We start from the raw sequence: 18,649 nt of genomic DNA, 5'->3' as shown, positions 1-18,649 counted from the left end.
ATGTATTCCGAACAACGCGGCCCGCAACCCGTGCGCCGAAAACGTCTTCTCGCCTGACCTTCCGTCAACGTGTGATTCGCGGGTCCCGGCGCTGGTATCCTTGATCTTGAGCGCGCGGCCGATCGGCTGGTGCGTCTCGCGTCGGTGGTCCAAGGAAAGACGCCCCGCTTCCTGCGGGGAAATGCAGGTGCAAGGCCTGCCCGGCGCTCCACAAGACCCCACCCGTGTCCCTCGGGTGGGGTCTTTGCGTCGGCGTCGGGAGTGCGGTCGGCGGGTACGAAACAGCCGTGTCGCCGCCGGCCCTGAGGGCAGGTCGCTCGACCGGGGTCAGCGCCGCCCGCGCAACTTGCCCAGCAGTCGCTGGGCCTGGGCTCGGCGTCGAGGATCGGCGGAGGCACGGCGGGCCTGTTCGATGGTGCGTCGGCCCTGCGGGCTCTTGGCGAACTGCTTGATCTTGTTCATGATGCCTGCCATGGCTCTTCTCCTGTGACGGGGGCGGTGGTGCGGTACCTGCACAGCTCCGTATACCCCGCTGTGGCGGGACGACAACGGCAATCGGCCTTCACCCTTGCACAGACCCCGACCGTGGAGTCACAGAGTGAAGGTGTCGGTGAGGTGGACGGTGTAGCCGTCGTCTTCCATCAGGAGGACGGTGACGCCGAAGGGGGAGGGGTGGTCAAGCTCGAGAGGGGTGAAGGAGTAGGTGAGGGCGGCCTGGATCGGCGGGGCGAGATCGCCGTCCGGCTGCGGTTCCGGGGCAGGGAGCCACAGCGGTGCGGCCGTGACCGGACCGGGGTCGCCAGGGGACGCGTCCAGGGGCTCCCGCGTGTAGGGAAGCTGGTGCAGTACGTGTCCGTCCTTCGTGGCGTGTACCAGGTTCAGGCAGGGGGCGGGGCCGGTGGCCGGAAGCCGGCATGCGGTGGCGACTTCGTCCGTCTCCCAGGCGAGAACGACCTCGTCGGCGCCTGCCGCGGCGGCGACGTTCGAGAGCTCGACGATCGCGGTGAGGGCGTCCTCGCCGCCTTTGGTGGGGCGTAGCCAGATGAGCCCGACCAGTTCGCCACGTACCAGAGGCATGATGACCGGGCGAGGCGCCGTCCCTTGCGTCAGATCCGCGGTGTACGCGTTCTTCATCGATGCGACCAGCGCGTCCCAGGTCTGCGTGTCCACGGATTTCCCCTCACCAACGGCCTGTTCACGAGCGACGCAGAGCCTGTCATGGCGGCCCGGTTCTGCGCCACCGGCGTTGACCCCGCGCACGGGAAAGCCCCGGCTGGACGGGGGAGACCAGCCGGGGCTGTGTGCGGTGGTCTGCGGAGGGCGGTCGCCTCTCGGCGGGGGGGCTCCATGGGGCTTCAGCCGAACGATCGTCCCCATGGGCTTTGGGTGAGGCCCGGGGACACTGTCCCCTCCGCAGCCACATACGGATGAACGGTCGGCCGCTCCTGCTTGTTCCGCCGCCGGTGCCGTGCGAGGTGTGAACTGACGCACTCTCCCCGGACACACCCGGTTCGGGGAGCGCGGTCGTATCGTCAACGCACCACGTCTCGTCAGCGCACCACGTCGAAGACGTTCTTCTGCAGGCCGTTGGCGTACGCCTCGTGCTCGACGAGCCGCAGCTTCTGGGTGTCCTTGTCCGTGTCGCTGAACAGACGCTTGCCCGCGCCGAGCAGGAGGGGGAAGACAAGGAGGTGGTAGCGGTCGATCAGGCCGGCGTCCGAGAGGCTCCGATTGAGGGCGGCGCTGCCGTGGATGATGATCGGGCCGCCCTCGGTCCCTTTGAGCGCGGCGACCTCGTCGAGCGACCGCAGGATCGTGGTCGGTCCCCAGTTCGACACCAGGCCGTCCTCGGCGAGCTTGGTGGAGACGACGTACTTCGGCATCATCTTGTAGTCGGAGAAATCCTCCATGTCCGGCCAGAACGGACTGAACGCCTCGTAGCTCGTCCGGCCCAGCAGCATCGCGGTGGCCTCCCGCTGCTCCCGGCCCTTGATGTCGAACGCTTCTGGGAGGAACTCCATGTCCTTGAAGGTCCAACCCGAGTTCCGGTAACCGGGCTCGCCGCCCGGGCCCTCCACGACGCCGTCGAGCGAGATGAAGGCGCTGCTGATCAGGGTGCGCATCGAAGGTCTCCTTGTTGTCCTGTGGTCCGTCGCTGTTGTCCTGCGGTCCGTCACTGCCTGATTGACTGCTGGCCCCGGCGAAACTCATCGGCCGAGCGGATGCGGGGAGCAGACTATTCGAGGTAGTCGGTGACGAGGGCGGCGAACTCGTCGGGGGTGGCCAGGCGGATGCCGAGGGTCTCGGCCTTGGCGCGTTTGGATCCGGCACCTTCCCCTGCCACCACCAGGGCGGTCTTCTTGGAGACACTGGAGGAGGAGCGGCCTCCGGCGCGCTCGACGAGTTCGTTCATCTCGTTGCGGCTGAGCTTCTCCAGAGCACCGGTCATCGCGCCGGTCACGACCACCGTCATGCCGGCCAGCGGCCCGCCCGTCGGTCCCGGGCCGTCCGGGGCCTTCGGGTCCTGTGCGTCCGGGGAGCTCACCGAGGCGCCCTTGGGGTCGTCGAGGTCGTCGGGGGCTGCCGCGCTCGGCGGGGTGGCGCCGGGCTCGGTCATGTTAACCCCGGCGGTGACGAGCTTGTCGATGAGCGGGGCGAGTTCGGTGAGTTCGGCGACGATGGAGGGGGCCTTCTCGGTGCCGATGCCCTCGACCCGCTGCATCGACGCGGTGTCGGCCGCGCGGACGTTGTCCATCGTGGCGAAGTGACGGGCGATGCGGCGGGACATCGAACGGCCCGTGCCCCGCACCCCCAGCGCGCACAGTACCCGCGACAGCGGCCGCCCCTTGGCGGTACCGAGCGCCGCGAGGAGGTTGTCGGTGCTCGTCCCGCCCATTCGCTCCAGGCGCAGGAGCTGGTCGCGGGTGAGAGCGAACAGATCCGCGAGATCGGCGACCAGGCCCGCTTCGACGAGCTGGACGACGCGGGTGTGGCCGAGGCCTTCGATGTCGAGCTGGTCGCGGCCGGCGGCGTACGAGAGGGAGGCGACGAGATGACAGTTGCGGCCGTTCTCGCAGCGCCAGCGCTGCTCGCTGGTGTCGATGCCGCCACCGCACCGCGGGCACACTTCGGGGAAGGCGATGGTTTGCTCGGTACCGGTGCGCAGGTGGGCGACAGGGGCCTCGATACGGGGAATGACGTCGCCGGCGCGGTGGACCATGACGTGGTCGCCCAGGCGCAGGTCGCGCCGGGTGATGTCGGCCGGGTTGTGGAGGGTGGCGTAGGTGATGGTGGCTCCGTCGATGACGACCGGTTCGAGTACGGCGCGCGGGGCGATGATGCCGGTACGGCCCACGTTCCACTCCACGTCGAGCAGCCGGGTGATCTTCTCCACCGCAGGCAGCTTGTAGGCGATCGCCCAGCGCGGGGCACGCGAACCGGATCCGGCGGCCTGCTGGTCGGCGGCCAGGTCGGCCTTGATGACGATCCCGTCGATTCCGAAGGGCAGCGTGGCCCGCAGCGCGGCGATCTCCTGCACCCGCGCCAGGACCTGCTCGGCCGTGTCGGCCGTGGTGCCGGGGACGGCGGTGCCGGCGGTGGTGTTCACCCCGAGCCCGGCGGCACGGGACATCAGCTCGCTGTGGGACAGCTCGCGCAGCTGTCCGGCGAGTTCGGCGTCCGTGTCCGGCAGGGGCAGCAGGCCGTAGCCGAAGAACGTCATCGGCACGGTGTAGGCGCGGTCCTTGGCTCTCAGGGTGCCCGCCGAGGCGCCGCGCGGATTCGCGAACGGCTGGCCGCCGTGCGCGGTGCGGACCTCGTTGGCGTGCTCGAACTGGGCGGTGGTCATCAGGACTTCACCGCGCACCTCCACCGTGACGGGCTCGGCGAGGGCCTCGGGCAGGCCCTCGACGGTGCCGATCGCGTGCGAGACGTCCTCCCCGGCCGTTCCGTCCCCACGTGTGATCAGACGGTCCAGGCGGCCACCGGTGTAGCGGGCGGCGATCGCCAGGCCGTCGAGTTTCGGTTCGACATCGAACCGTTCCACGTCGTGACCGATACGCCGGGCCAGCGAAGCCGTCCAGGCGGTGAACTCGTCGGGGGAGAACACGTTGTCCAGGCTGAGCATGGCCACCGTGTGCGGCACATCGCCCTCCACGGCACCGCCTGCGACCTTTCCGGTCGGCGAGTGGGGCAGCACCTGGTCGGGATGCTCCGCCTCCCACGTGGTGATGGCGCGCATCAGCCGGTCGTAGGTGTCGTCGTCCATCGGCGAGGTGCCGCCCGTGTAGTAGGCGCCCGAAGCCTGCACGGCGTCCTCGACCGCCTGCGCGTAGGCGGCGGCATCCACGATCACTGCAACTGGTGTGGTCATGCCGTCATCCTGCCTGCCACCACTGACAACGGCCTTGCCGACGAACGACGTACCGCCCCAGCACGTCGTACCTGCTCACCGAGGGAACGACGCCGACGCAGTACGACCTCAAGGTCAACGGCGTGCAGGTCAGCATTGAGGAGTCGGCCGTCTTCGGGGACAGCACATGGGAGTTCGGGCCGTTCACCGCGGGCAGCGGCGCCTGACGCATGCCCGTACACACGGCGCACGGTGACCATGGGTGCGGAACACCGGCGCAGGGGTTATGCGACGGAGGCCGCGGTGATGCTGCTGCGGTTCATGTTCGAGGAGCGGCGCTTCCACAAGTGTGAAGCGCGGATCTTCGCGCACAACGAGGCGTCGCTGGCGCTGCAACGCCGAGTCGGTCTCATCGAGGAGGGGCGCCTCCGTGACCATGTGTTCTTCGCCGGCCGGTACCACGACGTGGTGCTGATGGGCATACTCGCCGACGAGTTCACCCAACGGCACCCGGCCCGTTGACCGGTGGCATGACCGGCCGGGCCACCCTGTGCCGCGGGCGGCCCGGCACGCAATGGCATACGCGAACAGGCGCGTGCCAGCGTGCCGGCAGCCCGGAGGCAGTGGAGCCGACGAGAGTGATCAGGCGGTCGCCGCGGCGGGCTGGGGCTCGGCGGCAGACTCGGCGGTGGCCGTGTAGAAGACCGAGGTGCCCTGCTTGCTGCGGTGGGCGCTGCTCCGGGCGACCAGGTTCTCGAGGGTGGTGCGCACGACGGTGGTCTTGATGTTGCGGTCGGGGTGGGCCGAGGTGAGCGCGGTGGTGATCTCGGCGGCGGAGCGCGGCTCCTTCTGCTCTTCCAGGTGAGTGCGGATCAGGTCGACGAGGCTCGGCTGGGCGGCTGCCTTGGCCGCCTTCGCCACGGGCTTCTTGGCGGAGGTCTCCTTGGTGGCGGTCTCCTTGGCGTCCGTAGCAGCGGCCTTCTTCTGCTTGGCCTGCTTGGCCTGCTTCGGCGAGGCGGAAGCCTGGCTCGGCACGGAGGGCACAGCCGCGGTGGTCCCGGCGGTGGGGCGCGCGCCGCCGAGCGCCTGCTGCATGTTCACCAGGACCGTGTGGTCGTGCTCCAGGGCGAGCAACTGCTCCTGCAGGGCCGAGATGTCCGCGGCGATGCGGTCCTGCTCCTTGGTGTTGCGTTCGAGGTCGCTCGTCACCTGTGCGACGTACTGCGACGTGAGTTCTGTGGTGGAGGTCTGGTTCTCAGGCATGAGTAAAGCCTTTCTCGATCCGCCAACACATGTGCAGAAACAGGGAACATGTCTCTGCACGAGTGAAGAGCGGGATGGTGTCTGTCAGGGCTGATCCGTCCGAAGGACACAACCGCGCGCTTTGCGTCAGTGTAGAGATAGTACGCACGACTTTATTGTGGTGTTCCTGGTGCGCGCCTCATTCACGCGTACCGCCGCCGCTCTCCGCCCAGAGGTCGGCATGCCATTCCAGGTGCCGGTTGAGTGCGTCGTCGCCAGGACGGGAGGAGGGAGTGGGCGCTCCCCGGCCGGGGCGGGACGGTGGAGGCGTGCCGCGGGAGATGTTCCCGCTGACGGTGACGTTCTCCTCCACACGCGGACGACGGAGTGACTCGTAGAGGGACAGCGCGGTCTCGGTATCGGGTGCGTCACGCAGGGACTTCGCGAGGACGACGGCGTCCTCCAGGGCCATCGACGCCCCCTGCCCGGTCGCCGGGGAGGCCGCGTGGGCCGCGTCGCCGATGGTCAGGGTGCGGCCGGAGCGCCACGGCGTGCCGGTGGGAATCTCGGTGGCGTTGGTGACCATGACACGGTCGGTGGTGGCCGCGACGATGCCTGCGGCAGGAGTGGTGTCCTTGCGCAGCAGCGGCAGGAGCAGATCGCGCCAGTGGGCAGGTGTGCCGTGGGCGATCTCGTCGGCGGCCAGGGGCTCACCGGCCACGCGCGCGAACCAGTACGTCTCCCCGTCCGGAGACACCGCGTAGCCGAAGGCCGTCGCGCTGCCCCGCACCATCGTGATGCGCTCGCCGTCCTCGGCGTTTTCCTCCGGGGGAGCGTGGCCGGTGTAGCCGTAGAAGACGCGCTGCCCCGCGTAGCAGGGCTGTACGGCGGGGGCGAACCCCTGCCGTACGGCGGAGTTCAGACCGTCGGCACCTACGAGCAGGTCACCCGTGGCGGTGCTGCCGTCGGCGAAGTGTGCGGTGACACCGTCGGGGGCGTCCTGGACGGACGTGAGGCGGGCACCGTGCCGGATGTCGATGCCCCGGCGAACTGCTTCCGCCTGCAGAGCGGTGGCCAGTTCGCCGCGGTGCAGGCAGCGATACCGGAGGAGCGGGTCGTCGGCCTCACCGAGCGGCACACGGGCCACGGCGGCGCCCGTGTCGTCGAGGACACGCATCGAGCGCAGCGGGAAGCCGACCGCCGTGACCGCGGCGGAGGCGCCGACCTGGGCGAGGGCTCGCATGCCGTTGCTCGCGAGTGTGAGGAACGCGCCGATGTCCTCGGCCGAGTCGGGGTGTGCCTCGTACACGGTGACGTCCGACCCTGCTTTGTGCAGGGCCAACGCGGCCGCCGTACCGGCGATTCCGCCACCGATGACAAGGATGTGTGCCACGTCGTATCCCCCCAGTCGTATGTAGTCGTATGCCGTATGCAGAGGCCCCACGGTTGCACAAGTGTCTTGGAAACGTCCGGTCGGCTGTTGGTCTCGCACGTATGTATGGGTCCTGAGGGCAGGGAAAACACTTGGACTCCTCGGGCGCCCACGCGGGACAATCGGAGCTCCGGCCCGCCCTTACCCACACCTGGCAGGGGTGTGAGGTGCGCGGGGCGCTGTTGTCGTTCGCTGTCTGCCGAAGCGGGTGACGGGCCGCCGTGCGACGACAGGAGGTGGGGATGGGATCACCTGAATTGCGCAAGGTGCAGCCGGGCAAGGGTGCGGTGCTCCTCGCTCTACGCTGCTACGGAAGGGAGTTGGCCCGGTTCAAACTGTTCTCGGTGCCAGGGATGCTGTTGCCGGCGCTGGGCAACATCGGCATCAACTACATCGCGCCGCTGATCGTGGCGAAACTCGTCGGCCGGATCGCCGTCGACGGTGGTATCACCGTCACCGCGGCGCTGCCCTACGTCCTCGCCTTCGCCGGTGTCCTGCTGCTCGCGGAGATACTGTGGCGGCTGGGTCTGCACTGCCTGAACCGGCTCGACGCCCTCGGCATCGAAAACCTGTATGTGATCGGCATGGACGAACTGTTCGCCAAGGACGCGGCCTTCTTCCACGAGAACTTCGCCGGGTCGCTGACCAAGCGGGTGCTGAGCTTCGCCTCCCGGTTCGAGGCGTTCATCGACACGCTGACCTTCCAGGTCGTGGGCAGCCTGGTGCCGTTGGTCTTCGGATCAGTGGTGCTCTGGCGCTACGAACCGCTCCTCGTTGTCGGCCTGTTGACGATGATCACGCTGACCGCCCTGTGTGTGGTGCCCCTCGTCCGCCGCCGCCAGAAACTGGTCGCCAAGCGCGAGGAGGCGATCGCCCGGGTGTCGGGTCATGTCGCCGACAGCCTGATGAACATGGACACCGTCCGGGCGTTCGCGGCCGAGGAACGCGAGGCCGCGGAGCACCGGTCCCGTGTCGCGGAGTCGCGGCGGCTCACGCTGAGGTCCTGGGACTACGGCAACCTGCGCATCGACACACTCATCGCCCCCCTGTCCGTACTCACCAACGCGCTGGGCCTGCTGCTCGCGGTCGCCCTCGCCGGCAGTGGGCACGGCGTGGAGGCGGTCGTGGTCGCCTTCACGTACTACACCAACGCCACACGCATCATGTTCGAGTTCAACCAGATCTACCGCCGCCTGGAGAGCTCGATGACGGAGGCCGCACAGTTCACCGAACTGCTGCTGATGCCACCGACCGTGCTCGACCCGGTGCCTGCGGAGCCGCTGCGCTCCGAGGCCTCCGACGTCCACTTCGAGGATGTGACCTTCGCCCACGCGGGAGCCGGCCCCCTCTTCGAGGGACTCGACCTGGCTGTGCCCGGCGGCACGAAGATCGGTCTCGTCGGCCGGTCCGGCGGAGGCAAAACCACGCTCAGCCGGCTGCTGCTGCGGATGACGGACCTCGACGCCGGCCGGATCCTGATCGGCGGACAGGACATCAGCAGGCTGCGCCAGGCCGACCTGCGCAGCCTCATCGCCTATGTGCCGCAGGACCCGGCGATGTTCCACCGCAGCCTGCGGGACAACATCGCGTTCGCCCGGCCGGACGCGAGCGACGCCGAGATCCGCCGCGCCGCCGAGACCGCGCACGTCACGGAGTTCGCCGACGCGTTGCCGGACGGTTTCGACACCATGGTGGGCGAACGCGGTGTGAAGCTGTCCGGCGGGCAGCGCCAGCGGGTCGCGCTCGCCCGGGCGATCCTGCGCGACGCGCCGATCCTGCTGCTCGACGAGGCCACCAGCGCCCTGGACTCCGAGAGTGAGGTCCTCGTCCAGGAGGCGCTGTGGCGGCTCATGGAGGGACGCACCGCACTCGTGGTGGCGCACCGGCTGAGTACGGTTGCCACCATGGACCGGCTGGTCGTCCTCGACCGCGGACGGATCGTCGAGCAGGGCACACACCAGGAGCTGCTCGCCTCGGACGGTGCCTACGCGAAGCTGTGGCAGCACCAGTCAGGAGGCTTCCTCGACGACACACACGCGGACGACACACCAGCGGGGGCCGACGTACGCTGAACTCACGTCTGAGTGCGTCGTACGCACTCCGCGACCACGTCACCCAGGCTTCCCGTCTGCTCCAGGAGCCGGCGTTGGATCCGGGCGCCGTTGCCGTGACGCAGCAGTTCCGCGGCGGCCGTGTGAGCGCGGTCGGTGTCTCCGCTGTCGTCCAGGGCGGGGCCGACGTGCTCCAGGAGCGCCCGCACCACGTCATCGGCGGGTGCCGGCCTCATGGACAGGGGATGCAGAAGTTCCTCTTCCAGCCCCGACCGGGCGGCCCGCCAGGCGGCCAGGCGCAGCAGGTCCACGGTGTGCTCCGCGGGGGCCTGCCCCGCGCGCCACTCGCGCGCCGCCGTCTCGACAAGTCCACGGGTGAGGGTGGCGAGCAGTGTGGCGGTGCCTGCCTCCAGGCAGACGTCCGAGACACGGATCTCGACCGTGGGGTAACGCTCGGCGATCCGCGCGTCGAAATAGACCATGCCCTTGTCCCGCAGCACACCCGTGGCCACCATGTCGTCGACCCGTCGGTGATAGCCGTCGGCCGAACCGAAGAGCTCGGTGGGGCCGGCCATCGGCCAACGTACCCACACACGGCTCCGATAACTGCTGTAGAGGCTGTCTTTGCCCTGCCAGAACGGGGAGTTCGCGCTGAGGGCCGTCAGCACGGACAACCAGGGGCGCAGCCGGTCGAGCACCGCGGCGCCCTCCTCGTCGGATTCGACCGACACGTGGATGTGGCAGCCGCAGACGAGCTGCTCCTGGGCGGGCAGCCCGAACTCCTGGACCATCCACTGGTACCGGGTGTTCGTGCTGACCGACGGACTGACCGGCAGCGGCGAGGTGGCCAGCGCCACGACGGCGGCCCCGATGTCCCCCGCGACGCGCTCCGCCTCCTTCCGGCATCGGACGATCTCCGCGCCCAGGTCGGCCATGTCCGCCTGCGGATGGGTGGCGAACTCGAGCTGCTGGCTGTGCAGTTCCCTCTCGAACGTCTCCTCCGACGGATCGTCCCTGGCGGCACGGGCGAGCACCGCAGCGGACAGGGCCTGCGGTTCTCCGGTCTCAGGATCGACCAGGAGGAGTTCTTCTTCCACTCCGACGGTACGCACGTGACCAATGCCTCTCTCGGGGGTCGTTGCGGGCAACGACGAGGTAACGCAGCCTGCCTCTTCCGGACTCCGAATGCCCTGGAACGGCGGGCGGACACGCGGCGGTCCGTCACCGTCTGCATCGGGTCGGCTGCCCGTTCCCGTCAAGCGACCAGGCATCAGGTGACCCGGCGTCAGAAACGCCTGTTGATGTTGTGGCAACCCACTGGTTCTCCCGTCCGTATCAGGAGCGAGCCGTCGGCGCAGGGGTGAGGCGCCGGGAATCCCGGTGCCGCCGGACGGCTCCTGACAGATCCAGGATCGCGAGGAGTTCAGATGGAGTTACGCGCAAGACCAAGGCGTGCGGTCGTGGTGGCAGGGGTGGCTTCCGCGGCCCTGCTGCTGGCCGGTGTCCCGGGTGAGGTGGCCCGGGCCGCGCCGACCGGTGAACCGGCCGACGGGCGTTCCGGGGTGGTGGCTCGGGGCGTGGGCGGCCTCGGCACGGCCGGCGCGGTCAAGACGGTGACACTGGTCACCGGCGACCGGGTCCAGGTGGACGGCAAGGGCCGGATCACCGGCGTGGAGCGGGCGAAGGGCCGGGAACGGATGCCGTTCTCGGTCCGGGAGATCGACGGACACACCCATGTGGTGCCCGCCGACACGGAGCTGCTGCTGGCACAGGGCAAGCTGGATGCACGGCTGTTCGACGTGACCCAGCTGGTGACGGACGGCTACGACGACGCGGGCCGCTCCGACCTGCCGCTGATCGTCACGTTCAAGGGCCGGAAGGCGCCCTCGATGAGCCCGTTCACCGGGGCCGGGGCGCGGATGGGCCGCGCGCTGCCCGTCGTCAACGGGAAGGCGATACGCCCCGTCAAGGAGCGTGGCGCCACGTTCTGGAACGCCGTGACCGGTGCCGGCACCGACGGGTTCACCGCCTCGACCGCGGTGGAGAAGGTGTGGCTGGACGGCCGGCGCAAGGCCACCCTCGACAAGAGCGTCGCGCAGATCGGCGCACCGACGGCCTGGGCCGCAGGGTTCGACGGCACCGGCATGAAGGTCGCCGTGCTGGACACCGGGATCGACACGACCCACGCCGATCTGGCCGGGCAGGTGATCGCGCAGCAGGACTTCTCCGGCTCCTCCGGCCCGGGCGACAAGTTCGGCCACGGCACCCACGTGGCGTCCACCACGGCCGGGACGGGAGCCAGGTCGGGAGGCAGGTACAAGGGCGTCGCCCCGGGAGCGAAGCTCCTGAACGGCAAGGTCCTGGACGACGACGGTTACGGCTCGGACTCCGGCATCATCGCGGGCATGGAGTGGGCGGTGGCCCAGGGCGCCGACGTCGCCAACCTCAGCCTCGGCGGCACGGACACGCCCGGCATCGACCCGATGGAGGAGGCGGTCAACCGGCTCTCCGCCGCATCGGACACGCTCTTCGTCATCTCGGCCGGCAACGAGGGCGAGTTCGGCGAGGGGACCGTCGGCTCGCCCGGCAGCGCCGACGCCGCGCTCACCGTCGGCGCGGTCGACGACGCCGACCAGCTTGCCGAGTTCTCCAGCCGTGGCCCGCGCGTCGGTGACGGCGGGGTCAAGCCCGACCTGACCGCGCCCGGCGTCGACATCACGGCCGCCTCGGCCGCCGGCAGCGTCCTGGCGGGCTCGTACCCCTCCGACATACCCGGCTACCTCACCATCAGCGGCACCTCCATGGCGTCCCCGCATGTCGCGGGCGCCGCCGCCATCGTCGCCCAGCAGCATCCCGACTGGACCGGCGAGCGCATCAAGGCCGTACTCACCGGTTCCGCCAAGCCGAGCTCGTACAGCGCCTTCCAGCAGGGCACCGGCCGGACCGACCTGGCCCGGGCGATCGAGCAGAGCGTCGTCACCGAGCAGGGGCCGCTCGACTTCGGCAAGCAGCAGTGGCCGCACAACGACGACACATCGGCGACCAAGCAGCTGACGTACCGCAACCTCGGTACCGAGCCGGTCACCCTCGACCTGTCCGTCGACGCGTTCGCGGCGGACGGCAAGCCCGCCGCCGAGGGCCTGTTCGCCGTGTCGCCGCGGCAGCTCACCGTCCCGGCGGGCGGCACCGCCAGCGCCGACGTCACGGCGGACACCCGCGCCGGCAGCACCGATGGCACCTTTGGCGGCTCGGTGCAGGCCGCGTCCGAGGACGACAAGATCCAGGTGCGTTCCGCCGTGGGGGTGGAGCGCGAGGTCGAGTCGTACGACCTGACGCTGAAGCACCTCGACGAGAAGGGGGAGCCGACCGGCGACGCCGCCACCTCCGTCACAGGCGTGGACAGCGACTTCCGGGGCGACTACGCCGATGAGGAGGACGGCGAGCTCACGGTACGGCTGCCCAAGGGCGACTACACCCTCAGCGGTGTGATCCACCCGTCGTACGAGTCCTCCACGCACTCCGTGCTGGTGCAGCCGAAGCTGAGCCTGGACAAGGACACCGGCGTCACCGTCGACGCACGGCAGGCGAAGCCGGTGGAGATCACCCTGCCGGACGCGGCGGCCGAGAACACCGAGGCCACGGTCGCGTTCGACTACGCGCGGGGCGAGGGCCTGCGCGCGGGCAGCCTTCAGTACCTGCTGCCGACCTTCGCGGGGAGCCGGTTCGGGCGGCTCGGAACCGAGCAGTCCGAGAACGACGTCAGCGCGCTGTTCACCGGCGACTGGACCCGCCTCGACGAAGAGGGCCGGCCGGTCACCTACCACCTGGCCTGGGACCGCGCGAACGACCTCAACGGCTTCACCGCCGCGGTCGGGAAGAAGCAGCTGGCCAAGGTCGACCTCCGGGCGGGTGCATCCGTCGAAGGCAGGAACGTCCAGGTGGAGGTCAGCCCGCACACGGCAGACGGGAACCTGCTCGCCAGTTTCGGCGACCTGCGAGGGAGCCTGCCGCTGAGCACCACCGACTACATCCTCGCCAACAGCGTCAAGTGGTCCTTCCGCATGTGGCAGACCAGCGGCCAGGGCGATGACAAGGTCTGGGAGAACTTCCTGATGCGGATGCCGCAGACCTGGAAGGCCGGACAGAACTACCGCGAGCAGTTCAACGTCGGCGTGTTCGGCCCGGTCCTGAACCGCCCCGACGAGCTCGGACCGGGCCAGGGCCTGCCGGGTGTCGCCCGGCTCGGGAACACCATCAGGGCCTATGTGCCGCTGTTCGGCGACGGCGACGGGCACTGGGGCGAGGCCGCCACCACCTCGACGAAGGCCACGCTCACGGCAGACGGCAAGGAGATCGCAGACAACTACGATTTCCCGCCGACCCTGGGCCTCACCGAGTACACGGTCCCGGCCCAGGACGCCTCGTACAAGCTGAGCGTGGAGAGCTCCCGTGACCCCGCGGTGTTCCCGGTCAGCACCCGCGTCCAGGCGGAGTGGACCTTCCGCTCGGCCACGACCCCGGACGACGACTTCGCCGCGCTGCCGCTGTCGACGGTCACCTTCTCCCCGAAGCTGACCCTGGCCAGCACGGCGAAGGCGGGCCGGCGCTTCGAGGTGCCGTTCTCAGTCAAGGGCGCGGCCGCCGGGCAGCGGCCCAGGAAGCTCGCCTTCGAGGTCTCCTACGACGAGGGCACCACCTGGCAGTCCGTCAAGGCCGTCGGCGGTAAGCACCTGTCGCTGACCCACCCCGCCGCGGCGGGCTCCGTCTCCCTGCGGGCGAAGCTGACGGACCGTGAGGGCAACACGCTGGTCCAGACGACCGAACGGGCCTACCTCACCACGAAGTAGCCCCGGGACGCGTATCCGGCCTTGCCCGGGCGGCATCGATGCCGCCCGGGCAAGGCCGTTCTGCGGAGTCGAGGGAGCCGATCTGGCTGATGACGTTCTGGATCACCTTCTGCAGAAGCACACGGACTGAGATCGCTCTCGGGGGTTCGGCACTTGACCGTCAACATGGCGTGCACGTCGTTCAGGGGAGTTTTTTACATCGTTGGAGAGGGCCTGTAAACCTCTCCGTCCGAAATCTCGACCAGTTGGTTCGGCCCGTCGTCAGCGGCGCCCCAGGGTGCTTTCCCGCTCCACCAGCCGGAACTCCGCGGTGAGTTCACGCCCGCCGGGATCCTGACGGCCCGACAGACTGCGCAACAGCGAGGCCACCGCGAGGCGGGCGATCGCCTGCTTGTCCGGCGCGATGGTGGTCAGCGAAACGGCTCCGAAACGGCTCTCGGCGATGTCATCGAAACCCACCACGGCGATGTCCCACGGCACCCTGAGCCCGCGCTCGTGCAGCACCCGCATGGCGCCGATGGCGATGAGGTCGTTGAAGGCGAAGACCGCGTCGGGACGCAGGCCCGCGTCGAGCAGCTGGGCCATGGCGTGGGCGCCGTCGTCCCGGTCCCAGCCGCCGACGGTCACGATCAGGTCCTCGTCTACCGGCAGGCCCGCCGCCGCCAACTCCGCACGCCAGCCGTCGAGTCGCAGATGGGCGGGGCGGTTCGCGGAGTCCGTACGCACACCGAGATAGGCGATCCGGGTCCGGCCGCGGTCGAGCAGATGGCGCACCGCCGCCCGTGCGGCGGCCACGTTGTCGATCGCGATGTGGTCGAAGGGCAGACCGTACTGGCGCTCGCCGAGCAGTACCAGGGGTACGTCGTCGGGCCGGCCCCGCAGATCCTCGGCCTCCAGCTCCAGCGGACTGAGGATCAGCCCGTCGATCACCCGGGCCCGGAAACCCTGGCTGACCAGCAGTTCCTGCTCGCGCTCGCCCCGCGTGTGGTCGAGCAGGACTGTGAACTCGTGCTCGGCGGCGGCGTCGATCACCGCGCCCGCGAGTTCGGCGAAATAGGGATTGCCGAGCTCGGGAACGGCGAGCGCGATGATGCCCGTACGGCCTTTGCGCAAATGGCGCGCGGTGAGGTTCGGCCGGTAGCCGAGTTCGTCGATCGCCTCCTGGACCCGGGCGCGCATCGCCGGGGTGATGTGCGGATAGTTGTTCACGACGTTGGAAACGGTCTTGATCGAGACGCCGGCCCGTTCGGCCACGTCCTTCAGGCTGACCCGCAAGGGATCTCCTCGGCATCGACGGGAACTCCGCGACCGGAGCTGTGTCATGAACCTGGACAGCGGGCGGGAGCTCGTGCTCTCATGCCAACTGCCTCTGCTTCCAACGTTGTACAGACTGAAGCCCCGAGCCGCCACCCTTCCTCACCCTAGGAGGATTCGTGCGCATCAGACCACTCAGAAACCGACTCGCCCTGCTCGTCGCAGCGGTACTCGGTGCCGCGGGACTGGCCGCCGCACCTGTCGCGACAGCGGTGGAGGATCCCCCCGAGGTCCACGGACTCAAGGGCGAGTACTACACCCAGTCCGCCCCCGGCGCCTTCGACTTCCACGAGCTCAAGGCCACCGGAATGGACTCCCGACTGGACTTCGACAGCCTGGAGTCCCGCCTGAGTTCCGCGACCGGCAAGTCGGACGACGTCAGCGTCCGCTGGACCGGCCGGATCGTGCCGGAGAAGTCCGGCCCCACCACCTTCTCGATCAGCGCGGACAACGGCTTCCGCCTCTGGGTGGACGGGAAGATCGCCATCGACCACTGGGTCGACGACTGGGACCGCGAACAGAACTCGCAGCCCGTGGAGCTGACCGCCGGCACGGCCTACGACATCAAGGTGGAGTACTTCGAGCACTACGGAGGCTCCAACCTCCATGTGCGGTGGACACCGCCCGGCGGCACCAAGGCCGCCATCCCGCAGTCGGCGTTCCTGCTGCCCGCGGGCTACGACTACGACGGGGCCATCGCCACCACGGTACTCAAGGACGGCCGCACACTCCGGCTCGACTTCGCCCAGAAGCTCAAGGCGCCCGCGGCTGGTTTCCTCGACCACCTGGACGCGGTGATCGGCGGAGCCGCCTGGCCGCTCGGAAAGGTGAAGCTCGACCCGGCCGACTCCAAGTCCCTGCTGGTCGCGCTCAAGGAGCCCGTGGTCGGCAACAAGACCGGCACCGCGCGCGGCAGCGCCGATGTGCGCTACGACGGAGCGGGGGGTCTCTCCGCCAAGGACGGCAACGTTGTCAAAGCCTTCTGGAGCAGCGGCACCAACCTCTCGACCCACCAACTGAGCACCAAGTGGGGCAAGGACGTCACCCCGGCCAACGCGCACCGCGAGTACCCGAGGCCGCAGCTCACCCGCGACAACTGGAAGAACCTCAACGGCAGCTGGCAGTTCGCGGCGGCCGAGGCGGGGGAGCAGCCCCCGGTCGGCAAGAAGCTCGCTGAAAAGATCCTTGTCCCGTACCCCGTCGAGTCCCAGCTGTCGGGCATCGAACGGCACGAGGACCGGATGTGGTACCGGCGTACCTTCACCGTCCCGTCCGACTGGAAGATCGGCTCGGACAAACGTCTGCGGCTCAACTTCGGCGCGGTCGACTGGCGTTCCGAGGTCTACGTCAACGGCACCAAGGTCACCGAACACCAGGGCGGCTACGACAAGTTCAGCGCCGACGTCACCGACGCGTTGAAGCCCGGCCGCACCCAGGAGCTGATCGTCGGCGTCTATGACCCGACGGACGCCGCGAACGGCGAGAACCCGCCGCTCGGCAAGCAGCGCCTCGACCCGAGCGGTATCTGGTACACCCCGTCCTCCGGCATCTGGCAGACCGTGTGGATGGAGCCCGTCGCCACCGACCACGTCGACTCGCTCGCCCTTACTCCGGACGTGGACGCGGGCACGCTGACGGTCGCGCCGAAGGGCGTACGCGACGGGGTCCCGGTCACCGCGACCGCGTACGAGGGCAAGCGCAAGGTGGCCACCGTCTCCGGCCACACGGGCAGCCCGCTCACCCTGAAGATCAAGGACGCACGCCTCTGGTCGCCGGACGACCCGTTCCTGTACGACGTCAAGGTCAAGGTCGGATCCGACCGCGTCAGCAGTTACGCCGGCATGCGGTCCATCTCCGTGGAGAACGTCGGGGGAACCCCGCGGACCGTCCTCAACGGTGAGCCGATCTTCATGATGGCCACCCTCGACCAGGGCTTCTGGCCCGACGGCCTGCACACCGCCCCGAGCGACAAGGCCCTGGCCTACGACCTGAAGATGCACAAGTCGATGGGCTTCAACTCGGTCCGCAAGCACATCAAGGTCGAACCGGACCGGTGGTTCTACTGGGCGGACAAGCTCGGCCTGATGGTGTGGCAGGACATGCCGGCCATGACGGCGGGTGTGAACCCGTCCGCCACCGCCCGCGCCACGTACGAGCGCGAGATGAAGCAGATGATCGACGAGCACATCAGCAGTCCGTCGATCGTCATGTGGGTCACCTTCAACGAAGGGTGGGGCCAGTACGACGTCGGCCGCATCGCCGAGCAGGCCAAGGCCTGGGACCCGACACGCCTGGTCAACAACCAGTCGGGCCTCAACCTCGGCGCCGACGGCGGAACGGGCGACCTCATGGACGAGCACGGCTATCCGAGCCCGGCACTGCCACCGCACCCGGACGGCAAACGGGCCCAGGTCATGGGTGAGTACGGCGGCCTCGGCCTGGCGGTGCCCGGACACGCCTGGTCGGTGCAGCAGTCCTATGTCGACGTCGACCCGGCCACGTACACCGACGACTACCTCACCAAGCTCGCCGAGGTGCACGCCCTGGCCTGCAAGGGCGGCAACGGCGCGGTGTACACCCAGATCGCGGACGTCGAGGGCGAGCTCAACGGGCTGATCACCTACGACCGTGCGGTCGTCAAGCCCGATGTGAAGCGGCTCAAGGCGGCCCACGAGGCCCTGATCGACGACGTGTCCCGGGCGACCCCCGCGGGCTGCGTCTGACATCGGCTGCGTCTGCACCGTTTGCGTCTGACACCGTTCGTGTCTGACACCGGGCCGCCCGGCGAAACGCCTCCCCGCCGCTCGCCGGGCGGCCTCCCTCTGCAACCGCCCTCCCCGGAGGCCCGCCCTCCCGGGAGGGCCGCGACATGAACCACGCGACGGACGGGGACAGGCTCTGCCGTGCCCCGGATGCGGCCGAGGTGGCTCGATCGCGCGGCACAGTGCCACGGCGCCCTACCTCGCGCGCCGCCTGTCGGGTTCGAGAGTGTCGCTGCCTGTCGGGTTCCTGAGCGTCCTGGTCAGCCTGCTACCCAGCCGGCGTAGAACACGCCGATACCGACGATGACGCAGATGCCCTGGATGGTCCAGAAGCGGACCACGACCAGGACTTCCGACCAGCCCTTGAGCTCGAAATGGTGTTGCAGCGGGGCCATTTTGAAGACGCGCTTGCCGGTCAGCTTGAACGAGCCGACCTGGATCACCACGGACAGGGTGATCAGGACGAAGAGCCCGCCCAGCAGCACGAGCAGCAGCTGGGTGCGCGAGCAGATGGCCAGGCCGGCCAGGGCTCCGCCGAGGGCGAGTGAGCCGGTGTCGTCCACCTATGCGGATATCCGCATAGCTGGACCTATGCGGAGACCGCGACTATGCCGAAGCGGTGTGTGTTGTTCCGCTCCTTCGTGGGGTTT

Annotated in this window: 11 protein-coding genes and 2 pseudogenes; 4 read left to right on the top strand and 9 right to left on the bottom strand. The window is 69.2% G+C overall.

Going from position 1 to position 18,649, the window contains the following annotated elements; all coding sequences use genetic code 11:
* Nucleotides 1–327: 327 nt before the first annotated feature.
* From AB0D14_RS31660 to ligA, 4 genes are all read right to left on the bottom strand, one after another.
* The gene (locus AB0D14_RS31660; RefSeq protein ID WP_362786002.1) at nucleotides 328–474 is read right to left on the bottom strand and encodes a hypothetical protein; all 147 of its coding nucleotides are present in this window, start codon (nucleotides 472–474) and stop codon (nucleotides 328–330) included.
* Between the two features lie 117 nt (nucleotides 475–591).
* Nucleotides 592–1,170 carry a hypothetical protein gene (locus AB0D14_RS31655; protein ID WP_362786000.1) on the bottom strand — a complete coding sequence of 193 codons (579 nt, stop codon included), beginning with the start codon at nucleotides 1,168–1,170 and terminating at the stop codon, nucleotides 592–594.
* Between the two features lie 380 nt (nucleotides 1,171–1,550).
* Nucleotides 1,551–2,123 carry a dihydrofolate reductase family protein gene (locus AB0D14_RS31650; RefSeq protein WP_362785998.1) on the bottom strand — a complete coding sequence of 191 codons (573 nt, stop codon included), beginning with the start codon at nucleotides 2,121–2,123 and terminating at the stop codon, nucleotides 1,551–1,553.
* 113 nt (nucleotides 2,124–2,236) lie between these two features.
* A complete protein-coding gene (gene ligA / locus AB0D14_RS31645) occupies nucleotides 2,237–4,372 on the bottom strand; it encodes an NAD-dependent DNA ligase LigA (RefSeq protein WP_362785997.1) in 2,136 nt (711 codons plus the stop codon).
* Nucleotides 4,373–4,603: 231 nt separating this feature from the next.
* Here ligA and AB0D14_RS31640 point away from each other — a divergent pair.
* Nucleotides 4,604–4,873: pseudogene (locus AB0D14_RS31640) on the top strand (GNAT family protein); the annotation flags it as partial.
* Between the two features lie 120 nt (nucleotides 4,874–4,993).
* Here AB0D14_RS31640 and AB0D14_RS31635 read toward each other — a convergent pair.
* Entirely contained in the window at nucleotides 4,994–5,614 is a 621-nt protein-coding gene (locus AB0D14_RS31635; protein ID WP_362785996.1) for a hypothetical protein, read from the bottom strand.
* 178 nt (nucleotides 5,615–5,792) lie between these two features.
* Nucleotides 5,793–7,001 (bottom strand): FAD-dependent oxidoreductase, encoded by a 1,209-nt coding sequence (locus AB0D14_RS31630; protein ID WP_362786111.1) that lies wholly within the window; start codon nucleotides 6,999–7,001, stop codon nucleotides 5,793–5,795.
* 266 nt (nucleotides 7,002–7,267) lie between these two features.
* Between AB0D14_RS31630 and AB0D14_RS31625 the strand changes: the two genes are divergently transcribed.
* A complete protein-coding gene (locus AB0D14_RS31625) occupies nucleotides 7,268–9,097 on the top strand; it encodes an ABC transporter ATP-binding protein (protein WP_362785994.1) in 1,830 nt (609 codons plus the stop codon).
* A gap of 2 nt (nucleotides 9,098–9,099) precedes the next feature.
* Here AB0D14_RS31625 and AB0D14_RS31620 read toward each other — a convergent pair whose 3' ends face one another.
* Nucleotides 9,100–10,188 carry a glutamate--cysteine ligase gene (locus AB0D14_RS31620; RefSeq protein WP_362785993.1) on the bottom strand — a complete coding sequence of 363 codons (1,089 nt, stop codon included), beginning with the start codon at nucleotides 10,186–10,188 and terminating at the stop codon, nucleotides 9,100–9,102.
* 360 nt (nucleotides 10,189–10,548) lie between these two features.
* Between AB0D14_RS31620 and AB0D14_RS31615 the strand changes: the two genes are divergently transcribed.
* Nucleotides 10,549–13,923 (top strand): S8 family serine peptidase, encoded by a 3,375-nt coding sequence (locus tag AB0D14_RS31615; RefSeq protein ID WP_362785992.1) that lies wholly within the window; start codon nucleotides 10,549–10,551, stop codon nucleotides 13,921–13,923.
* Nucleotides 13,924–14,184: 261 nt separating this feature from the next.
* Here the strand turns inward: AB0D14_RS31615 and AB0D14_RS31610 are convergent, their stop codons facing one another.
* Nucleotides 14,185–15,198 carry a LacI family DNA-binding transcriptional regulator gene (locus tag AB0D14_RS31610; RefSeq protein WP_362785990.1) on the bottom strand — a complete coding sequence of 338 codons (1,014 nt, stop codon included), beginning with the start codon at nucleotides 15,196–15,198 and terminating at the stop codon, nucleotides 14,185–14,187.
* A 158-nt stretch (nucleotides 15,199–15,356) separates the two neighbouring features.
* Here AB0D14_RS31610 and AB0D14_RS31605 point away from each other — a divergent pair, with 158 nt between their 5' ends.
* Nucleotides 15,357–17,960: a PA14 domain-containing protein gene (locus AB0D14_RS31605; protein WP_362785989.1), complete on the top strand. Its 2,604-nt coding sequence runs from the start codon at nucleotides 15,357–15,359 to the stop codon at nucleotides 17,958–17,960.
* A 299-nt stretch (nucleotides 17,961–18,259) separates the two neighbouring features.
* Here the strand turns inward: AB0D14_RS31605 and AB0D14_RS31600 are convergent.
* Nucleotides 18,260–18,556 (bottom strand): annotated as a pseudogene (locus AB0D14_RS31600) (phospho-N-acetylmuramoyl-pentapeptide-transferase); the annotation flags it as partial.
* Nucleotides 18,557–18,649 lie beyond the last annotated feature (93 nt).

The sequence above is a fragment of the Streptomyces sp. NPDC048484 genome, assembly GCF_040651415.1.
In the GTDB taxonomy this organism is placed as follows: Bacteria; Actinomycetota; Actinomycetes; order Streptomycetales; family Streptomycetaceae; genus Streptomyces.
The sequence above is the reverse complement of the archived record's forward strand: the minus strand, read 5'-3'. Positions and strand labels throughout refer to the sequence as shown.

Excerpts from the sequence above, each read along its gene's own strand:
- AB0D14_RS31660 (WP_362786002.1), bottom strand. The coding sequence starts at position 474 with ATGGCAGGCATCATGAACAAGATCAAGCAGTTCGCCAAGAGCCCGCAG.
- AB0D14_RS31650 (WP_362785998.1), bottom strand. The coding sequence starts at position 2,123 with ATGCGCACCCTGATCAGCAGCGCCTTCATCTCGCTCGACGGCGTCGTG.
- ligA (WP_362785997.1), bottom strand. The coding sequence starts at position 4,372 with ATGACCACACCAGTTGCAGTGATCGTGGATGCCGCCGCCTACGCGCAG.
- AB0D14_RS31635 (WP_362785996.1), bottom strand. The coding sequence starts at position 5,614 with ATGCCTGAGAACCAGACCTCCACCACAGAACTCACGTCGCAGTACGTC.
- AB0D14_RS31625 (WP_362785994.1), top strand. The coding sequence starts at position 7,268 with ATGGGATCACCTGAATTGCGCAAGGTGCAGCCGGGCAAGGGTGCGGTG.